This is a genomic window from Rhodoferax ferrireducens, assembly GCF_003347515.1.
Classification (GTDB): Bacteria; Pseudomonadota; Gammaproteobacteria; order Burkholderiales; family Burkholderiaceae_C; genus Rhodoferax.
The window spans coordinates 238,613-254,260 of record NZ_QEII01000236.1; the positions used below are offsets into that span (position 1 = coordinate 238,613).

At 60.5% G+C, this 15,648-nt stretch carries 14 protein-coding genes; 9 read left to right on the forward strand and 5 right to left on the reverse strand.

Annotated elements, in window-relative coordinates:
* Nucleotides 1-31: 31 nt before the first annotated feature.
* The 3 genes from cysM to C5P05_RS06870 all read left to right on the forward strand — a co-directional run bounded on the left by cysM (nt 32) and on the right by C5P05_RS06870 (nt 1,816).
* On the forward strand, nt 32-934 hold the full coding sequence (gene cysM / locus C5P05_RS06860; RefSeq protein ID WP_114969093.1) for a cysteine synthase CysM: 903 nt from the start codon (nt 32-34) through the stop codon (nt 932-934).
* Nucleotides 935-1,010: 76 nt separating this feature from the next.
* Nucleotides 1,011-1,541: an NUDIX hydrolase gene (locus C5P05_RS06865; RefSeq protein ID WP_198674643.1), complete on the forward strand. Its 531-nt coding sequence runs from the start codon at nt 1,011-1,013 to the stop codon at nt 1,539-1,541.
* 47 nt (nt 1,542-1,588) lie between these two features.
* Nucleotides 1,589-1,816 (forward strand): sulfurtransferase TusA family protein, encoded by a 228-nt coding sequence (locus C5P05_RS06870; protein ID WP_114969131.1) that lies wholly within the window; start codon nt 1,589-1,591, stop codon nt 1,814-1,816.
* 38 nt (nt 1,817-1,854) lie between these two features.
* Here the strand turns inward: C5P05_RS06870 and C5P05_RS06875 are convergent, their stop codons facing one another.
* Nucleotides 1,855-4,974: a valine--tRNA ligase gene (locus C5P05_RS06875; protein WP_114969094.1), complete on the reverse strand. Its 3,120-nt coding sequence runs from the start codon at nt 4,972-4,974 to the stop codon at nt 1,855-1,857.
* A gap of 341 nt (nt 4,975-5,315) precedes the next feature.
* Between C5P05_RS06875 and C5P05_RS06880 the strand changes: the two genes are divergently transcribed.
* From C5P05_RS06880 to queF, 6 genes are all read left to right on the forward strand, one after another.
* Nucleotides 5,316-5,738, forward strand: coding sequence for a rubrerythrin family protein (locus tag C5P05_RS06880; RefSeq protein ID WP_114969132.1), 423 nt, complete (start codon nt 5,316-5,318; stop codon nt 5,736-5,738).
* Between the two features lie 130 nt (nt 5,739-5,868).
* A complete protein-coding gene (locus C5P05_RS06885; RefSeq protein WP_114969095.1) occupies nt 5,869-7,221 on the forward strand; it encodes a (Fe-S)-binding protein in 1,353 nt (450 codons plus the stop codon).
* 172 nt (nt 7,222-7,393) lie between these two features.
* Nucleotides 7,394-7,984, forward strand: coding sequence for a DUF3501 family protein (locus C5P05_RS06890; RefSeq protein ID WP_114969096.1), 591 nt, complete (start codon nt 7,394-7,396; stop codon nt 7,982-7,984).
* 140 nt (nt 7,985-8,124) lie between these two features.
* A complete protein-coding gene (gene yaaA, locus C5P05_RS06895) occupies nt 8,125-8,901 on the forward strand; it encodes a peroxide stress protein YaaA (RefSeq protein WP_114969097.1) in 777 nt (258 codons plus the stop codon).
* A 50-nt stretch (nt 8,902-8,951) separates the two neighbouring features.
* Nucleotides 8,952-9,872: an alpha/beta fold hydrolase gene (locus C5P05_RS06900; protein ID WP_114969098.1), complete on the forward strand. Its 921-nt coding sequence runs from the start codon at nt 8,952-8,954 to the stop codon at nt 9,870-9,872.
* Nucleotides 9,869-10,738, forward strand: a complete 870-nt coding sequence (queF, locus tag C5P05_RS06905) for an NADPH-dependent 7-cyano-7-deazaguanine reductase QueF (protein WP_114969099.1) — start codon at nt 9,869-9,871, stop codon at nt 10,736-10,738. The genes C5P05_RS06900 and queF overlap by 4 nt, the downstream gene beginning before the upstream one ends.
* A 22-nt stretch (nt 10,739-10,760) precedes the next feature.
* Here the strand turns inward: queF and C5P05_RS06910 are convergent, their stop codons facing one another.
* The 4 genes from C5P05_RS06910 to C5P05_RS06925 all read right to left on the reverse strand — a co-directional run.
* A complete protein-coding gene (locus C5P05_RS06910) occupies nt 10,761-12,320 on the reverse strand; it encodes a methyl-accepting chemotaxis protein (protein WP_114969100.1) in 1,560 nt (519 codons plus the stop codon).
* A gap of 174 nt (nt 12,321-12,494) precedes the next feature.
* Nucleotides 12,495-12,806 carry an EAL domain-containing protein gene (locus C5P05_RS06915; protein WP_114969101.1) on the reverse strand — a complete coding sequence of 104 codons (312 nt, stop codon included), beginning with the start codon at nt 12,804-12,806 and terminating at the stop codon, nt 12,495-12,497.
* Nucleotides 12,807-12,922: 116 nt separating this feature from the next.
* Nucleotides 12,923-15,130, reverse strand: a complete 2,208-nt coding sequence (locus C5P05_RS34930; protein WP_114969102.1) for a putative bifunctional diguanylate cyclase/phosphodiesterase — start codon at nt 15,128-15,130, stop codon at nt 12,923-12,925.
* 282 nt (nt 15,131-15,412) lie between these two features.
* Nucleotides 15,413-15,648: response regulator (locus tag C5P05_RS06925; protein ID WP_157979233.1), on the reverse strand; the 236-nt coding region annotated here is incomplete at its 5' end.

Sequence of the window (15,648 nt, forward strand, 5' to 3'; positions counted from 1 at the left end):
CGAAGAACGAAATTATGGCACAGTGTGGGCTATGAAATACCCAACCATTGAAGATTCCATCGGAAAAACCCCCCTGGTGATGCTGCAACGCATTGGTGCCGAACAAAATGCTGCCCGTGGCAACGTGATTCTGGGCAAGCTCGAAGGCAACAACCCGGCCGGCTCGGTGAAAGACCGGCCAGCCTTGTCCATGATCCAGCGCGCGCAGGAGCGTGGCGAGATCAAGCCCGGCGACACCCTGATTGAAGCGACCTCGGGCAATACCGGCATTGCGCTGGCCATGGCGGCGGCCATCAAGGGCTACCGCATGGTGTTGATCATGCCGGAGGACCTGTCGATCGAGCGCGCCCAAACCATGAAGGCGTTTGGTGCGGAATTGATTCTCACACCCAAGAGCGCCGGCATGGAGTACGCGCGCGATCTGGCTGATCAGATGCAGCGTGATGGCAAGGGCCATGTGCTGGACCAGTTTGCCAATGCCGACAATCCGCGGATTCATTACGAGACCACCGGCCCGGAAATCTGGGCCGATACGAAGGGGCGAGTCACCCATTTTGTGAGTGCCATGGGTACCACCGGCACCATCACCGGTGTGTCGCGGTTTTTGAAAGAGAAGAACCCGGCCATCAAAATCATTGGCGTGCAGCCCAACGAGGGCTCGCGCATACCCGGCATTCGCAAGTGGCCGCAGGAATATTTGCCGAAAATTTACAACCCCGCCAATGTGGATGAGTTGATGTACGTGAGCCAGGAAACAGCCGAAGACATGTGCCGGCGGCTGGCGCGCGAAGAAGGTATTTTTGGTGGCATTTCGGCAGCGGGTGCGTGCTGGGTGGCGCAGGAGATTGCCCGGGTTGAAACCAATGCGACCATTGTGTTCGTCGTGTGTGACCGCGGCGACCGCTATCTCTCGACCGGCGTATTTCCCGCTTGATTTACATGAAAATAGCCGCTAGCCCTCGTGGACTATGCGCGAGCAGCTATTTAACTAATAGCAACAAGGTTTTTCCATGATTGAAGCTTTCAAGTTTTGTCCGCAATGCGCCACGCCCTTGACCCTGATCACGCAGCTTGAGGACAGCGGCGACAAAGAGCGCCTGCGCTGCGCCGCCTGCGGCTACACCCACTGGAACAATCCCACGCCGGTGTTGGCCGCGGTGATTGAGTACGAGGGGAAAATTTTGCTGGCGCAAAACGCGGCATGGTCGGGCAAGATGTTTGCGCTGATCACCGGCTTCATGGAAAAAGGCGAGACGCCGCAGGACGGCATTGCCCGTGAAATCAAGGAAGAAACCAGTCTGGACACCAGCGCGCTGAACCTGATCGGGGTTTACGACTTTCAGCGCATGAACCAGATCATCATTGCCTACCACGCGGTGTGTCACGGTGCGGTGAAGCTGTCGCCGGAACTGGTGGATTACCGGCTGTTTGACTTTGACCAGGTGAAGTGCTGGCCGGCTGGCACCGGCTACGCGCTGGCCGATTGGTTGCGCGCGCGCGGCCATGAGCCGCAGTTCATCGAGTTTCCCAAACGGGCTTGACACCAAGGTCTCTAAAATTGCCCCAATTCCAAGGAAATTTGATGCACATTGACATTGACAAAGAGGTTGACGCCCGCGGTCTGAACTGCCCGCTGCCCATTCTGAAAGCCAAAAAGGCGCTGGCCGACATGCAAAGCGGTCAAACCCTGCGCGTGGTCTCGACGGACGCCGGGTCCCTGCGCGATTTTCAGGCGTTTGCCAAGCAGACCGGCAATGAGCTGCTCGACCAGCAGACCGTGGCGGAGGACTTCATCCACGTTCTGCGCCGTCGCTAGGGTAAACGTCAGGCCGGTGTCCCGGCCTGTGTCGAACTTCAGCCCAGACGACTCAGCTGATCCTTCACCTTGATCAGGGTCGCCGCAAAGTCGGCCATGCGCTTGCGTTCCAGCTCGATGACGGCGGCAGGCGCGCGGGCGACAAAAGCCTCGTTGCCCAGTTTGCCTTCGGTCTTGGCGATTTCGCCTTCCAGACGCGCCACCTCTTTGCCCAGGCGGAGCTTTTCGGCCCCCACGTCAATTTCCATGAACAGGCAGATGCGTGCCTCGCCCACCACCGCCACGGGTGCGGCCTGCGCGGCGGCGGCCCAGGCGGCTTCGTCGTCAAATACGCGCACCTCGTTGAGCTTGGCCAGCGCTTTCAATACCGGTGCTGATTGGGTCAAGAAGGCGGCTTCATCGGCCTGGTTGGCGATCACAAAAAGCGGCAGCCGGGTGGCCGGCGACACGCTCATCTCGCCGCGCAGATTGCGGCAGGCATCGACCAGCTGCTTGAGCTTGCCGACATAGGCCAGCGCGGCCTCGTCAATGCGCTCCGGCTGTGCCTGAGGGTAGGCGGCAATCGAGACCGATTCACCGGCACGACCGGCCACGGGCGCTACTTTTTGCCACAGCTCTTCGGTCACAAACGGAATGACCGGGTGCGCCAGGCGCAGGATGGTCTCCAGGGTGCGAATCAGGGTGCGGCGGGTGGCGCGTTGCTGCGCCAGGCCGATCTGCACATCGGGGTTGTCTCTGCCTTGCTGAATCTGCACCTTGGCGATTTCCAGATACCAGTCGCAGAACTCGTTCCAGACGAAGTCATAAATCGTGCTGGCCACGTTGTCCAGGCGGTATTCTTCAAAGCCTTTGGTGACTTCCGCTTCGGCGCGTTGCAGCAGTGAGACGATCCAGCGGTCGGACTGGCTGAAATTGAGGTATCCGTGCGCGGCGCCGCCGACGGCGCATTCTTCTTTCGTGTGCTCGTTCAGGCCGCAATCCTGGCCTTCGCAGTTCATCAGCACGAAGCGGCTGGCGTTCCAGAGTTTGTTGCAAAAATTGCGGTAGCCCTCGCAGCGTTTGGCGTCAAAGTTGATGCTACGGCCCAGCGATGCCAGCGAGGCGAAGGTGAAACGCAGGGCATCGGCGCCGAAAGCCGGAATGCCGGTGGGGAATTCTTTTTCGGTATTTTTGCGCACTTGCGGCGCGGTTTCGGGTTTGCGCAGGCCTTCGGAGCGTTTGACCAGCAATTCGGGCAGGGCGATGCCGTCGATCAGGTCCACCGGGTCGAGCACATTGCCCTCGGACTTGCTCATCTTCTTGCCCTGGGCGTCGCGCACCAGGCCATGGATGTAGACGTGTTTGAACGGGACTTTGCCGGTGAAGTGGGTCGTCATCATGATCATCCGGGCGACCCAGAAGAAGATGATGTCGTAGCCTGTTACTAGCACGCTGCTCGGCAGGTAAAGGTCAATGTCGTTCAGGCTGTTGGTGTCGGCCCCGCTCTGGGACGAGGCGGGAACGGCCTTGCTCATACTCGCTTCGCTCACCAAATCGCTGCGTCCGTCCCCGCCTCGTCCCAGCGCTGCATCGTCATCGAGCGACGACAGGCCGCCCTTAGGCGCGAGAACCCCCTCGGGGGGCAGCGCAGCAGACGCAGTCGCAAGCGTGGGGGCGCCATTTGGCCAGCCCATCGTTGAGAAAGGCACCAAGGCGGAGGAGTACCAGGTGTCGAGCACGTCTTCGTCGCGGCGGAGCGTTTTGCCGGGCGCCTTGGCTTGCGCTTCTTCCTCGTTGCGGGCCACGATGACGTTGCCGTCTTCGTCGTACCAGGCTGGAATCTGATGGCCCCACCAGAGCTGGCGGCTGATGCACCAGTCCTGGATGTTGTTCATCCACTGGTTGTAGGTGTTGACCCAGTTCTCCGGCACAAACTTGACCTCGCCGGACTGCACAGCGTCAATCGCTTTCTGGGCGATCGACTTGCCGGTCGGGTCGATCGGACTGACCTTGCTCATGGCCACAAACCACTGGTCGGTGAGCATCGGTTCGATCACCTGACCGGTACGGGCGCAGCGCGGCACCATGAGTTTGTGTTTCTTGACTTCGACCAGCAGGCCCAGGGCGTCCAGGTCTTTGACAATCTGCTTGCGCGCCACGAAGCGGTCCTGCCCCAGATACGCCGCGGGCGCTTCCTCATTGATCTTGGCGTCCAGCGTCAGCACGCAAATCATCGGCAGCTTGTGGCGCTGACCGACGGCGTAATCGTTCTGGTCGTGCGCGGGGGTGACTTTCACCACGCCGGTGCCGAAGGCCTTGTCCACGTAGTCGTCGGCAATGATGGGGATGGTGCGGCCGCACAGAGGCAGGTTGACCTGTTTGCCGATCAGGTGCATGTAGCGCTCGTCCTCAGGGTGCACCATGGCCGCCACGTCGCCCAGCATGGTTTCGGGCCGGGTGGTGGCGACCACCAGACCGTCCACCAATTCGCCGCCCACCAGCTGCGGGCCGTCGGCAAACGGGTAGCGGATGTGCCACATGAAACCGTCTTCCTCTTCGCTTTCCACTTCCAGATCGCTGACCGCGCTTTGCAACACCGGGTCCCAGTTCACCAGCCGTTTGCCGCGGTAGATCAGGCCTTGTTCATAAAGTTGGACAAAGGTCTCGGTTACGGTCTTGGACAGTTTCGGGTCCATGGTGAAGTACTCGCGGCTCCAGTCCACGCTGTCGCCCATGCGGCGCATCTGGTTGGTGATGATATTGCCGGACTTTTCTTTCCACTCCCACACCTTGCTCACAAAGTTCTTGCGACCCAAGTCGTGGCGGCTGATTTTTTGCTCCTGCAACTGGCGTTCCACCACGATTTGCGTGGCAATGCCGGCGTGGTCGGTGCCAGGAATCCACACGGTGTTGTCGCCGCGCATGCGGTGGTAGCGGGTCAACGAGTCCATGATGGTCTGGTTGAAGGCGTGCCCCATGTGCAGCGTGCCGGTGACGTTGGGTGGCGGCAGCTGGATGGCGAAGGCCTCGGCGCCGACTTTCGGCTGGCCCGTGCCACGGTAGCCGGCGTGCGCGTACTCCCGGCGTTCCCATTCCGGTCCCCAATGGGCTTCCAGGGCCGCGGGCTCAAAAGATTTGGACAGGCTGTTGAGGCCGGGTTGTTGCAGTTCGTCGTTCATGGTGTCTTTGGCTAGGGCGACTCAGAGCCCGGTACGGGCTGCTGGAGGCTAACGCGGCACGCTCAGGGCGTGACCGCGGTTGAAATAGGGCGAGGAGAGAGTGATTTTATTCGACGACGGGTTTTGCTTCGATTCGACGCTGGCCGGCAGCGCCATGTCATGACCCGCACGGCAGAAAAGGGACTTGATTCTTGTCAACAGGTATTTTGAATAGTCAAATCTAATGAACGCCATTGAAGCAGCCAATTTGACGGCGTTCCCCTTGCGGTCTAGGCTGCATGCGTCTTTGGCAAATATTTGTTCAAAGCAAGCCCGTTTTCTTTAACCACAAGGAGATTTTCATGGCAACACTCAAAGGAACCAAAACCGAAGAAAACCTGAAAGCCGCCTTCGCCGGCGAATCCCAGGCCAATCGCCGTTACCTGTATTTCGCGAACAAAGCCGACGTGGAAGGCCAGCAGGACATCGCGGCCTTGTTCCGCTCCACAGCCGAAGGTGAAACCGGCCATGCGCACGGCCACCTGGAATGGCTGGAGCAGTGCGGTGACCCCGCCACCGGCCTGCCGTTTGGCGCCACCCGCGACAACCTGAAGTCGGCCGTGGCCGGCGAAACGCACGAGTACACCGATATGTACCCCGGCATGGCCAAGACCGCCCGTGACGAAGGGCATGACGAAGTGGCGGATTGGTTTGAAACCCTGGCCAAGGCCGAGCGCTCCCACGCCAACCGCTATACCAAGGCGCTGGCCGAGCTGGTCGATTGACTTTTATTTCGTCATTGCGAGGAGCGTAGCGACGTGGCAATCCAGGCGGGCGCTCAAAATGCATGGATTGCCGCGCTTCGCTCGCAATGACGACTTATCGAAGCGCCCGCGACTACGAAAGGCCCCCAACATGGCACGCGAAGGCAATCTGCAGGCGCCCATCCGCCACCCCATCGACTGGCAAGGGGCAGACTATTACGACGAGGACGCTGCCCTGCGGGAGATGGAGCGCATTTTCGACATCTGCCACACCTGCCGCCGCTGCGTGGCCTTGTGCGGCGCTTTTCCCACGCTGTTTGACCTCGTGGACGAGAGTTTGACCCATGAGGTCGATGGCGTGGACAAAAAGGATTACGGCAAGGTGGTGGACCAGTGTTATCTGTGCGACATGTGCTACATGACCAAGTGCCCGTACGTGCCGCCGCACCAGTTCAATCTGGACTTTCCGCACACCATGCTGCGCGCCAAGGCCATCAAGTTCAAAAAGGGCGAGGTGCGCATGGCCGAGAGGCTGCTGGCCTCGACCGATGTGCATGGTCAGCTGGCCGGCATTCCGATCGTGGTGCAGACGGTCAACGCCGTGAACAAGACCAGATTAGCCAGGGGCGTGATGGAGTCCGCGCTGGGCGTGGACAAAAATGCCTGGCTGCCGGCGCTGGCCACCCGAAAATTCCGCACCCGCACGCCGGAGGCCAAAGCCACGGTGGTGACGGATGGCGAAAAGACGCCTGGCAAGGTCGCTATTTTTGCCACCTGCTTTATCAACTACAACGAGCCCGGCATCGGCCTGGACCTGCTCAAGATTCTCGACCACAACGACGTGCCTTACGTGATCGTCGAAAAAGAGAAATGCTGCGGCATGCCCAAGCTCGAACTCGGCGACCTGGATTCGGTCAAGGCCAGCAAGGAAGCGAACATGCCGGTGCTGGTGAAGTACGCCAGGGATGGTTACGCGATCCTCGCGGCGGTGCCGAGTTGCGTCCTGATGTTCAAGCAGGAAATCCCCTTGTTGTTCCCGGACGATGCGGATGTGCAGCGCGTCAAGGACGCCATGTGGGACCCGTTCGAATACCTGATGCAGCGCAAGCGCGACGGTCTGCTCAAGACCGACTTCCCGGTGCCGCTGGGCAATGTGAGCTACCAGATACCGTGTCATGGCCGGGTGCAGAACATCGGCAAAAAGACAGAAGAAATGCTGAAGATGATTCCCGACACGACCATCAACACGAATGAGCGTTGCTCGGGCCACGCCGGCACTTTTGGCGTGAAGAAGGCGCACCACCAGACCGCCCTGAAGATCGGCAAACCGCTGTTCAAGGCCATGGCGACCATGAAAGACGGTACCAAACCTGACTTCATCAGCTCCGACTGCCCGCTCGGTGGCCACCACATCGCACAGGGCTTTGAAGTCAACGACCTAGGCGCGCCCGCACTGCAGCACCCTTTGAGCCTGGTGGCCAGGGCCTACGGCTTGAAGAAGTAAATAGCGGGAAAGATGGAAAGTCTGCCCCCCGCAGCATGCCCAATCAGCCAAGAACGACAGGGCAGGGGGTGGGAATAGACCAAATGATTGCACGCTTAGGCGTGCTTTTTGGGCTGTTCCCACCCCCTGCCCGCCCCGAAAGCACTGCAGCCAAACAGAGGAGCCAAAAGAAATGCAAATCACCGGAAACATCACCCCCGACAGCCTCATGAGTCTGGAGGCCTATGCCAAGTGGCGCAAGGTCAACAAACCCTTGGTGATGGCGCACCGCAAGCTGCGCAGCGTGCGCCTGGGCGAGCACCTCAACCTGCAGTTCGAAAGCGAGACCACCATCCGTTACCAGATCCAGGAGATGCTGCGCATCGAGAAAATATTTGAAGAGCAAGGCATCCTGCAGGAAATCGAAGCCTATGCCCCGCTGGCGCCCAGCGGCAGCAACTGGAAAGCCACCATGATGCTCGAATACCCCGACGTCAACGAACGCAAGCGCGAGCTGGCGCGCCTGATCGGAGTCGAAGACCGGCTGTTTGTCGAGGTCGAAGGGCAGGCCCGCGTGTACGCCATCGCCGACGAAGACATGGACCGCGAGAACGAGGAGAAAACCTCGGCCGTGCATTTTGTGCGCTTCGAGCTGACGCTGGCCATGTGCGCGGCGGTCAAGGCCGGGGCCAACGTCAAACTCGGCTGTGACCACCCCCACTACCCGGCGCACACCCTGGTTGCGCCCGAGACACTGGCCTCACTGGCGGGCGACTTGCGTTAATGTGAAAGAACGAGCTTTCATGACTCGGGGTGCTTCGCATTCCGAAGCATGAAAGTTAGGCGTTGCGATGGCCGCGGGCAAGGGGGGCTTTCATCCGCGGGGGATAATCAAAGTCTCTCCGCGACGCCTGATTGCCTTCCATGCTATTTCTCCTGTCCCCTGCCAAATCCCTTGACTTTGAAACCCCGGCAGGCGATGTCCCGCACACCCAACCGCTGTTCGTCAAACAGTCCAGCGCGCTCATCCATCTGCTGCAGCAAAAGTCACCCCAAGAGATTGCTGGCCTGATGAGTTTGAGCGACACCCTGGCGGGTCTGAATGTGGCGCGTTACGCGGCATGGCGCCCGAAATTCACGGCGGCAAACGCCAAACAGGCGGTGCTGGCCTTCAATGGCGATGTGTACGAGGGGCTGGACGCCAAAAGCCTCAAGCCTGATGAGCTGGCTTGGACGCAAGACCATCTCTGCATCCTGAGTGGTTTGTATGGCGTGCTGCGGCCGCTGGACTACATGCAACCGTACCGGCTGGAAATGGGCACGCAACTGGCGAATGAGCAGGGCCACAACCTCTACAAATTCTGGGGTTCGCAGATTGCGAACTACCTGAACGAGCGTTTGCAGCGGGATGTGTCGCCGGTGGTGGTAAACCTGGCCTCGCAGGAATATTTCAAGGCGGTGGACACCAAGGCGCTCAAGGCTCGCGTGATCGAGTGCGTTTTTGAGGAGTACAAGAATGGCCAGTACAAGATCATCAGTTTTTATGCCAAGCGGGCGCGCGGCCTGATGGCGCGTTTTGCGGCGACGCACCGGCTGGTGACGCCTAAGCAGCTCCAGGGCTTTGACGCGGAAGGCTACGCCTTTGAGGCCATCATTTCCAAACCGGAGCGGCTGGTTTTCCGGCGTCAGCAAGATTCTTGAAATTTATAGAAAATAGGCCTCTAGCCCCCGTTCAATAAGCGTGAATAGCTATGAAAATAAGAGCAAACAACCTTGACATCGAAGTCGAAGACACGGGCCCCGGTGCCCCGGGCGAAGTGCGGCCCGCCGTGTTGCTGATCATGGGCCTGGGCATGCAGCTCGTGGCCTGGCCGCCACAGCTGGTGCAGGCCCTGGTGGATGCCGGTTACCGCGTGATCCGGCACGACAACCGCGACGTTGGTTTGAGCCAGCAGCTCAATGCCTTGGGCAAACCCAACCTGATCTGGCAAAGCATTCGCTTCAAGCTCGGCCTGACGCCACAGGCGCCTTACAGCCTGAGCGACATGGCGGCCGACTCGCTCGGCGTGCTGGATGCGCTGGGAATCAGGGCAGCGCATGTGGTCGGCGTCAGCATGGGCGGCATGATTGCGCAGCGGGTCGCGCTGGCCGCGCCCCAGCGCACGCTCAGCCTGACCAGCATCATGAGCACCAGCGGCGCCAAAGGGCTGCCGCAAGCCCGACCGGAGGTGATTCGCGTCTTGATGAGCCGCCCCAAGGACCGCAGCCCGCAGGCGGTGGTGGACCATTACATCAAGCTGTTCCAGGCTATTGGCAGTCCTGGCTTTCCGATGCTGGAGGCGGAAATGCGGGCGAACATTCTGCTGGGCGTCGAGCGCGGTTTTTACCCGGTCGGCACGCTGCGGCAGATTCTGGCCGTCATGGCCGACGTCAACCGTGCCACGGAGCTTGCCCAGGTACGTGTTCCGACGCTGGTATTGCACGGCAAGGCCGATCCGCTGGTGCCTTATGCCTGTGGCGAAGACACGGCCCGGCGCATTCCCGGCGCCAAACTGGTCGGTATTGAGGGCATGGGCCACGATTTGCCGCCGGACGTCGTGAACCACCTGCTGGACTCCCTGCTTCCCCATTTGAAAGCCGCGGACGTCCGCGCTACAACCCCCACACCATGAACCATCCTGAAAATTCCCAGCTGGGCAAGGCGTCGGCCTACATCGACCAGTACGACGCATCGCTGCTGTTCCCGATTGCGCGTGCCGGCAAACGTGCCGAGATCGGCATCGCGGCCGCCGCGCCATTTTTCGGCGCCGACATCTGGACCGCGTTTGAGCTGAGCTGGTTGAACCTGCGTGGCAAGCCGCAGGTGGCGCTGGGGCACTTCACCGTGCCCTGCGAGACCCCCAACATCATCGAGAGCAAGTCTTTCAAGCTCTACCTCAACAGTTTCAACAACACGCAATTTGCCGATGTCGACGCGGTGAAAACCCGCCTGCGGGCCGACCTGAGTGAGGCCGTGTGGCGCGACACCGCGCTGGCCACCTCGGCGCGTGGCCCGGCGCTGGCCTCGATCGGCGTGCGGATTTTGCTGCCCGAGCTGTTCGACCGCGAGCCGGTGTATGAGCTCGACGGCCTGAGCCTGGACCGCCTGGACGTGGAATGCAGCCGCTACACCCCGGCGCCCGACTTGCTCAAGGTGCTGCCGGACGAAGCCCCGGTGAGTGAAGTGCTGGTCAGCAACCTGCTCAAGAGCAATTGCCTGGTCACGGGCCAGCCCGACTGGGGCAGCGTGCAGATCAGCTACACCGGCGCCCCGATCGACCAGGAGGGCCTGCTGCAATACCTGGTGAGTTTCCGCAATCACAACGAGTTTCACGAGCAGTGCGTGGAGCGCATCTTCATGGACCTCTGGACGCGCTGCAAGCCTCTGAAGCTGGCCGTGTACGCCCGCTACACGCGCCGGGGTGGCCTGGACATCAACCCGTTTCGCACCAGCTACCCGCAAGCGCTGCCGCCCAATACACGCGCGGCGCGGCAATAGCCAGATGCGCAGGCCGGGCGCTTCAACGCATCTGGAACACCTGCACCGAGCGCGCCAGCGTCACGGCGCTGTCACTGAGACCGTTGGCCGAGGCAGCTGATTGCTCCACCAGCGCGGCATTTTGCTGGGTCACGGTATCCAGCTGCGTGACCGCCTCGTTCACTTGCGTGATGCCCATGGACTGCTCTTGCGTGGCGTGACTGATCTGCTTGATGAGGTCGCCCACCTCCTTGACCGACTGCACCACCTTGTCGATGGTGTCGCCGGCGCTGGTCATCTGCTGCGTGCCCTCAGAAATCTGCTCGGCTGACTGGGCGATCAGTTCCCGGATTTCCTTGGCCGCCACGGCGCTACGCTGGGCCAGCGCCCGCACCTCGGAGGCCACCACGGCAAAACCACGGCCCTGGTCGCCGGCACGGGCGGCTTCCACTGCGGCATTGAGCGCCAGGATGTTGGTCTGGAACGCAATGCCCTCAATCACGCCGATGATGTCGCGCACCTTGGCGGACGACGCGTCAATGGCCTTCATGGCCAGACCGACCTTGTGCACCGCTGCACCACCCTGTGTGGCGACCTCGGTGCTTTTGGCGCTCTGTGCCGACACCTGGGACGCGGTGGCTGCGGTTTGCCTGACGGTGCTTGAGATTTCTTCCATGGAGGCCGCCGTTTGCTGCAGGCTGCTGGCCTGCGATTCGGTGCGCGCCGAGAGATCCAGGCCACCGGCTGCAATTTCGGCCGCCGACTGGGTGAAACTCGCGATTTCACCGCGCACATCGCCAACCACGGCCTGCAGGTTGATCTGGATTTGTCGCAGGCTGCGGATCAGGGAGTCCAGGGGCGGCGGATAGTTGGTGGCGACCGAGGTGGTCAGATTACAGCCCGCCAGATCGTCCGCAAAACGCTGGGCCTCGCCGATGGCGGCGCCAAAGCTTTGCTGAAACCAGGCCATGACCAGGGCGGCGCCGACCAGCAGACAGCCGAATTGCAGGCCCACGCCCGCCATGCCCGGAAGCGCCAGCCACGATGGCAGCATGCCCAGGGCGGTCATCAAGGCCAGTGCCAGGCCCAGGCGGCTGGTCAATGTCATGCGCTGAATGCGCCCTGTCATGCCGCGCACGCCCTTGTGAATCACCCGGCCACCTTGCAAGTAGAAGGGCAGTTGGCCGGATTCAGGGGCCGCCGTCATTTGTGCATACAGGCTCTCGGCAGCCTGAATTTCCTGCCGCGAGGGTTTGATGCGTACCGACATATAACCCTTGGGTTTGCCGTTGTGCATGATGGGCGTGACATTGGCCTGCACCCAGTAATGGTCGCCATTGGCGCGGCGGTTTTTGACCATGCCGGTCCACGGGTGACCGCGCCCGATGGTGCTCCACATGTCCTTGTAAGCCGCGGGCGGCATGTCGGGGTGGCGCACCAGGTTGTGGTTTTGCCCGATCAATTCATCGTAGGTGAAGCCGCTGACGGCGACGAAGGCGTGGTTACAGTGGACGATGATGCCCTTGGTGTCCGTCATCGAAACAAGCATATGGTCCGCAGAATAATCATATTCCCGCTGGGTGACAGGCAGGTTGTTGCGCATGGGTGTAGCCTTTAGAAAAATAGACACAAATCAAGAAGGTAGGCGGTTCTCAGCGCCAAACTCCTTGATGCTTCATGCTTGACGCGAGTCGCAATTTACGTGTGCGGAGACGCATTGGCTTGCGATTTCGCATCTCAAAGCTTTTTGCTTGATGCGAGCTGCAATTTACCTTTGCTAACAACAATTACTCTGTTCGCTAGCACACTTACGATGAAAAAACTTTTTCATGCTAGTGAGTCTTGCGGGGCCAGACTGGGCTTTGCTGATGTAGTTTGCCAGTGCGCTGGCCTCGCCCGAGCGCCCAAAGTAGTAGCCCTGGAAGGCGTCACAGCCGACGCTGGCGAGAAAGTCGTGCTGGCCCGCCGTCTCCACGCCCTCGGCAATCACCTTCAGTCCCAGGCTGTGACCTAGCGCCAGGATCAGGTCGATGGCGCTGGCGTCTTGAAAATTTCTAGCGGGCTGCTTGGGCAGATACAGGCTGAACAGGGGCGATTCTGAAAGCTTTTTCCCATGACGGCTTCGTCGAACGGGCTGCGCATCATCAGCACGCCATCATGTCTATGCTATTGAAAGTGGAGCTTCCTACGCAGGTAACACAGGGGCTAGGCGGTGTTTTTACCTATAAATCTGGCCAGTTCACTGGCCGGGGCAGGGGGCCCGAAATGTAGGCCCTGGAAGGCATCACAGCCTAACTCTGACAGCAGGGCACACTGTGCCGCCGTTTCCACGCCCTCGGCAATCACTGTCAGCCCCAGGCTGTGGCCCAGTGCCACGACCGTGCGGGCGATCACCGCATTGCTGGGGTTGGTCAATACGTCCCGCACAAACGACTGGTCGATTTTGAGTTGATCCAGGGGGAGTTGTTTCAGATAGGACAGCGACGAGTAGCCGGTGCCAAAGTCGTCCAACGAGAAACCCACGCCTAACGCCTTGAGCGTATTCATTTTGGTGATGCTGTTCGCCACATCATCCACCAGCATTCTTTCGGTCAACTCCAGGCTGAGCAGGCGGGCGTTGATCCCCGTGTTTTGCAGCGCGGTAGCCACGGTCGTTACAAAATCGGCCCTGGAAAACTGCGATTCGCTGACGTTGACGGCCATCGTCCAGCGCGCGGTCTGGGGCTGGCTCGCCCATGTGGCCAATTCCGCGCAGGCAGTGTCCAGTATCCATTGACTCAGGGGCAGGATCATTCCGGTTGCTTCGGCCAGCCGGATGAAATGCGCGGGGGCTAACATGCCGAGCCTGGCGTGGTTCCAGCGCACCAATGCCTCGGCACCCACGGGCGTGCCGTCGGCATCCACCTGAATTTGGTAGTGCAGCACGAACTTGTTGTCGGCCAGGTCCCGGTGCATGTCTTTTTCGAGCTCGGCATGGGCGGAGGCCGCAGCTTGCGTGGCGGAGTCATAGAAGCGGACGGTATTGCGGCCCGCCGATTTGGCCTGGTACATGGCCACATCGGCTTTTTTCAGCAATTCGTCCATGGCTTCATGCTCCTCCATGAACACCACGATGCCGATACTCGGTGTGCTGGAGTAGGTGTGGCCGAGCAAGTCATAAGGTTGTCCGGAGGCATCCAGAATTTTGTTGGCGACCGCTTCGGTTTGTGCCGCCGCCTCGTGGTCATGGATGCTCAAGCCCTCCAGCAACACCACGAATTCATCGCCGCCCAAGCGGGCCACACTGTCCCCCTCGCGCACACAGTCCTTCAGCCGTATGGCAACCTGCTGCAGCAGCACGTCACCCACAGCATGGCCCAAGGTGTCATTGAGTCGCTTGAAATGGTCCAGGTCGAGAAACATCAGGGCGCCATGCTGACCGGTGCGCCGCGACGTCGCCATGGCCTGTTTCAGACGGTCAATCAGCAAGCGCCGGTTGGGCAGCCCGGTCAAGGGGTCGTAAAAGGCCAGGCGGCGAATTTCTTCTTCATCCTGGCGATGCTGGGTAATGTCGCGCACGATGCCAATGTAGATGGGCTGTCTGGCGCGCGAAATCCTGGACACGGACAGGCTCATGGGGAAGATGCTGCCATCCTCGCGCTGGCCCTGTATTTCGCGTGGCAGACCGACGATGCTGGCTGGGCCCGTGCTCTGGCTCAGCTGGAGTAGGTCGTTGTAGTGGCTACGTACGGGCTCGGGCATCAGCATGGCCACGTTGCGCCCCAGCACCGCTTCGAGGCGGTAGCCAAAAATGGTGCTGGCCGCCTTGTTGAAGGATTCGATCAGCCCTTGTGCATCGATGGTGATGACGCCGTCCGCCATGTTGTCCAGGATGGTTTGGCTGTGCAAGGCGGACTGGCGCAGCGACTCTTCGCTCGCGATAAGTTGCTGTTCCGCCCGCTTGCGTGCAGAGATGTCGCTCAATACAACGCGTAGCACGGGGGCGTCGGCGCTGCTTTGTGCGGCGGTGGCCGCCAGATGCGCCCAGAAGGAGGTGCCGTCATGCGCCATCATGCGCAACTCGCAAGATTGCGGTTCGCCGGACTCAAGCAGCTGTTTGCGTAGTAGGTAGTAGATGTCCTGGTCGGCCTGGATGATCAACCGGCTTATGGGCCGTTTCACCAACTCGCTGCGGGCCAGGCCCAGCAAGGCGCTGGCGGTGAGGTTGGCGTGCAGGATCAGCCCCGCTTCATCGACGGTGCAGTAGCCCACCGGCGCCAGGTCGTAGAGGTCGAAATAGCGTGCCCGCGCAGCATCGAGTTCCAGCTGCACCCGGCGCAGTTCCTCGTTCTGCATCTCCAGCTCGATCTGATGCACGCGCAGCGCGTGGAGCATCAACTGCGCATCTTCGGGGCTTGTATCCTTGCTGCTCATGGCGTGCCTCCATTGGTTCACAGGTTCTGGATACGGGGATTTGCACCGTCTAACAGGCCACTGAAATACCTGTCAGCAACGCACGGCGAAAAATTCTGTCCCCTCGCATGGCACAGACGAGGGCTCGCATTTCTTGAACCATTCTAGGGAGTACTTTCCGGCAAGCCTATCCCCCAAATGGGGGATAGGCTTGTATCACAGCTTTCGCGGGCTGTGTATGGACCCGAGCCAGGCACGGCAAACCAGCCGCGCACGACTCTTGTTTTTGCTGAAATCCGTATGTCAGCTGTCTGTCAATCCGGTTTTCACAAGTTTCAGAGCCCTGTCCAAGGCCTCCATGAACTCATTGATTTTGATCGGCTTGGTGAGGTAGCAGCAGAAGCCGGCCGCTAGGCCTTTCTCGATATCGCGCGGCATGGCATTGGCGCTGATGGCCAGCACAGGGATGTGTCTTGTGGCCGGATCGTCGCGCAGGATCGCCAGCGCCTGCAGGCCGCTGATGCCGGGCAGATTGATGT

Coding starts and splice junctions, on each gene's coding strand:
- cysM (WP_114969093.1), top strand. CDS start 32: ATGAAATACCCAACCATTGAAGATTCCATCGGAAAAACCCCCCTGGTG.
- C5P05_RS06865 (WP_198674643.1), top strand. CDS start 1,011: ATGATTGAAGCTTTCAAGTTTTGTCCGCAATGCGCCACGCCCTTGACC.
- C5P05_RS06875 (WP_114969094.1), bottom strand. CDS start 4,974: ATGAACGACGAACTGCAACAACCCGGCCTCAACAGCCTGTCCAAATCT.
- C5P05_RS06880 (WP_114969132.1), top strand. CDS start 5,316: ATGGCAACACTCAAAGGAACCAAAACCGAAGAAAACCTGAAAGCCGCC.
- C5P05_RS06885 (WP_114969095.1), top strand. CDS start 5,869: ATGGCACGCGAAGGCAATCTGCAGGCGCCCATCCGCCACCCCATCGAC.
- C5P05_RS06890 (WP_114969096.1), top strand. CDS start 7,394: ATGCAAATCACCGGAAACATCACCCCCGACAGCCTCATGAGTCTGGAG.
- yaaA (WP_114969097.1), top strand. CDS start 8,125: ATGCTATTTCTCCTGTCCCCTGCCAAATCCCTTGACTTTGAAACCCCG.
- C5P05_RS06900 (WP_114969098.1), top strand. CDS start 8,952: ATGAAAATAAGAGCAAACAACCTTGACATCGAAGTCGAAGACACGGGC.
- queF (WP_114969099.1), top strand. CDS start 9,869: ATGAACCATCCTGAAAATTCCCAGCTGGGCAAGGCGTCGGCCTACATC.
- C5P05_RS06910 (WP_114969100.1), bottom strand. CDS start 12,320: ATGCGCAACAACCTGCCTGTCACCCAGCGGGAATATGATTATTCTGCG.
- C5P05_RS34930 (WP_114969102.1), bottom strand. CDS start 15,130: ATGAGCAGCAAGGATACAAGCCCCGAAGATGCGCAGTTGATGCTCCAC.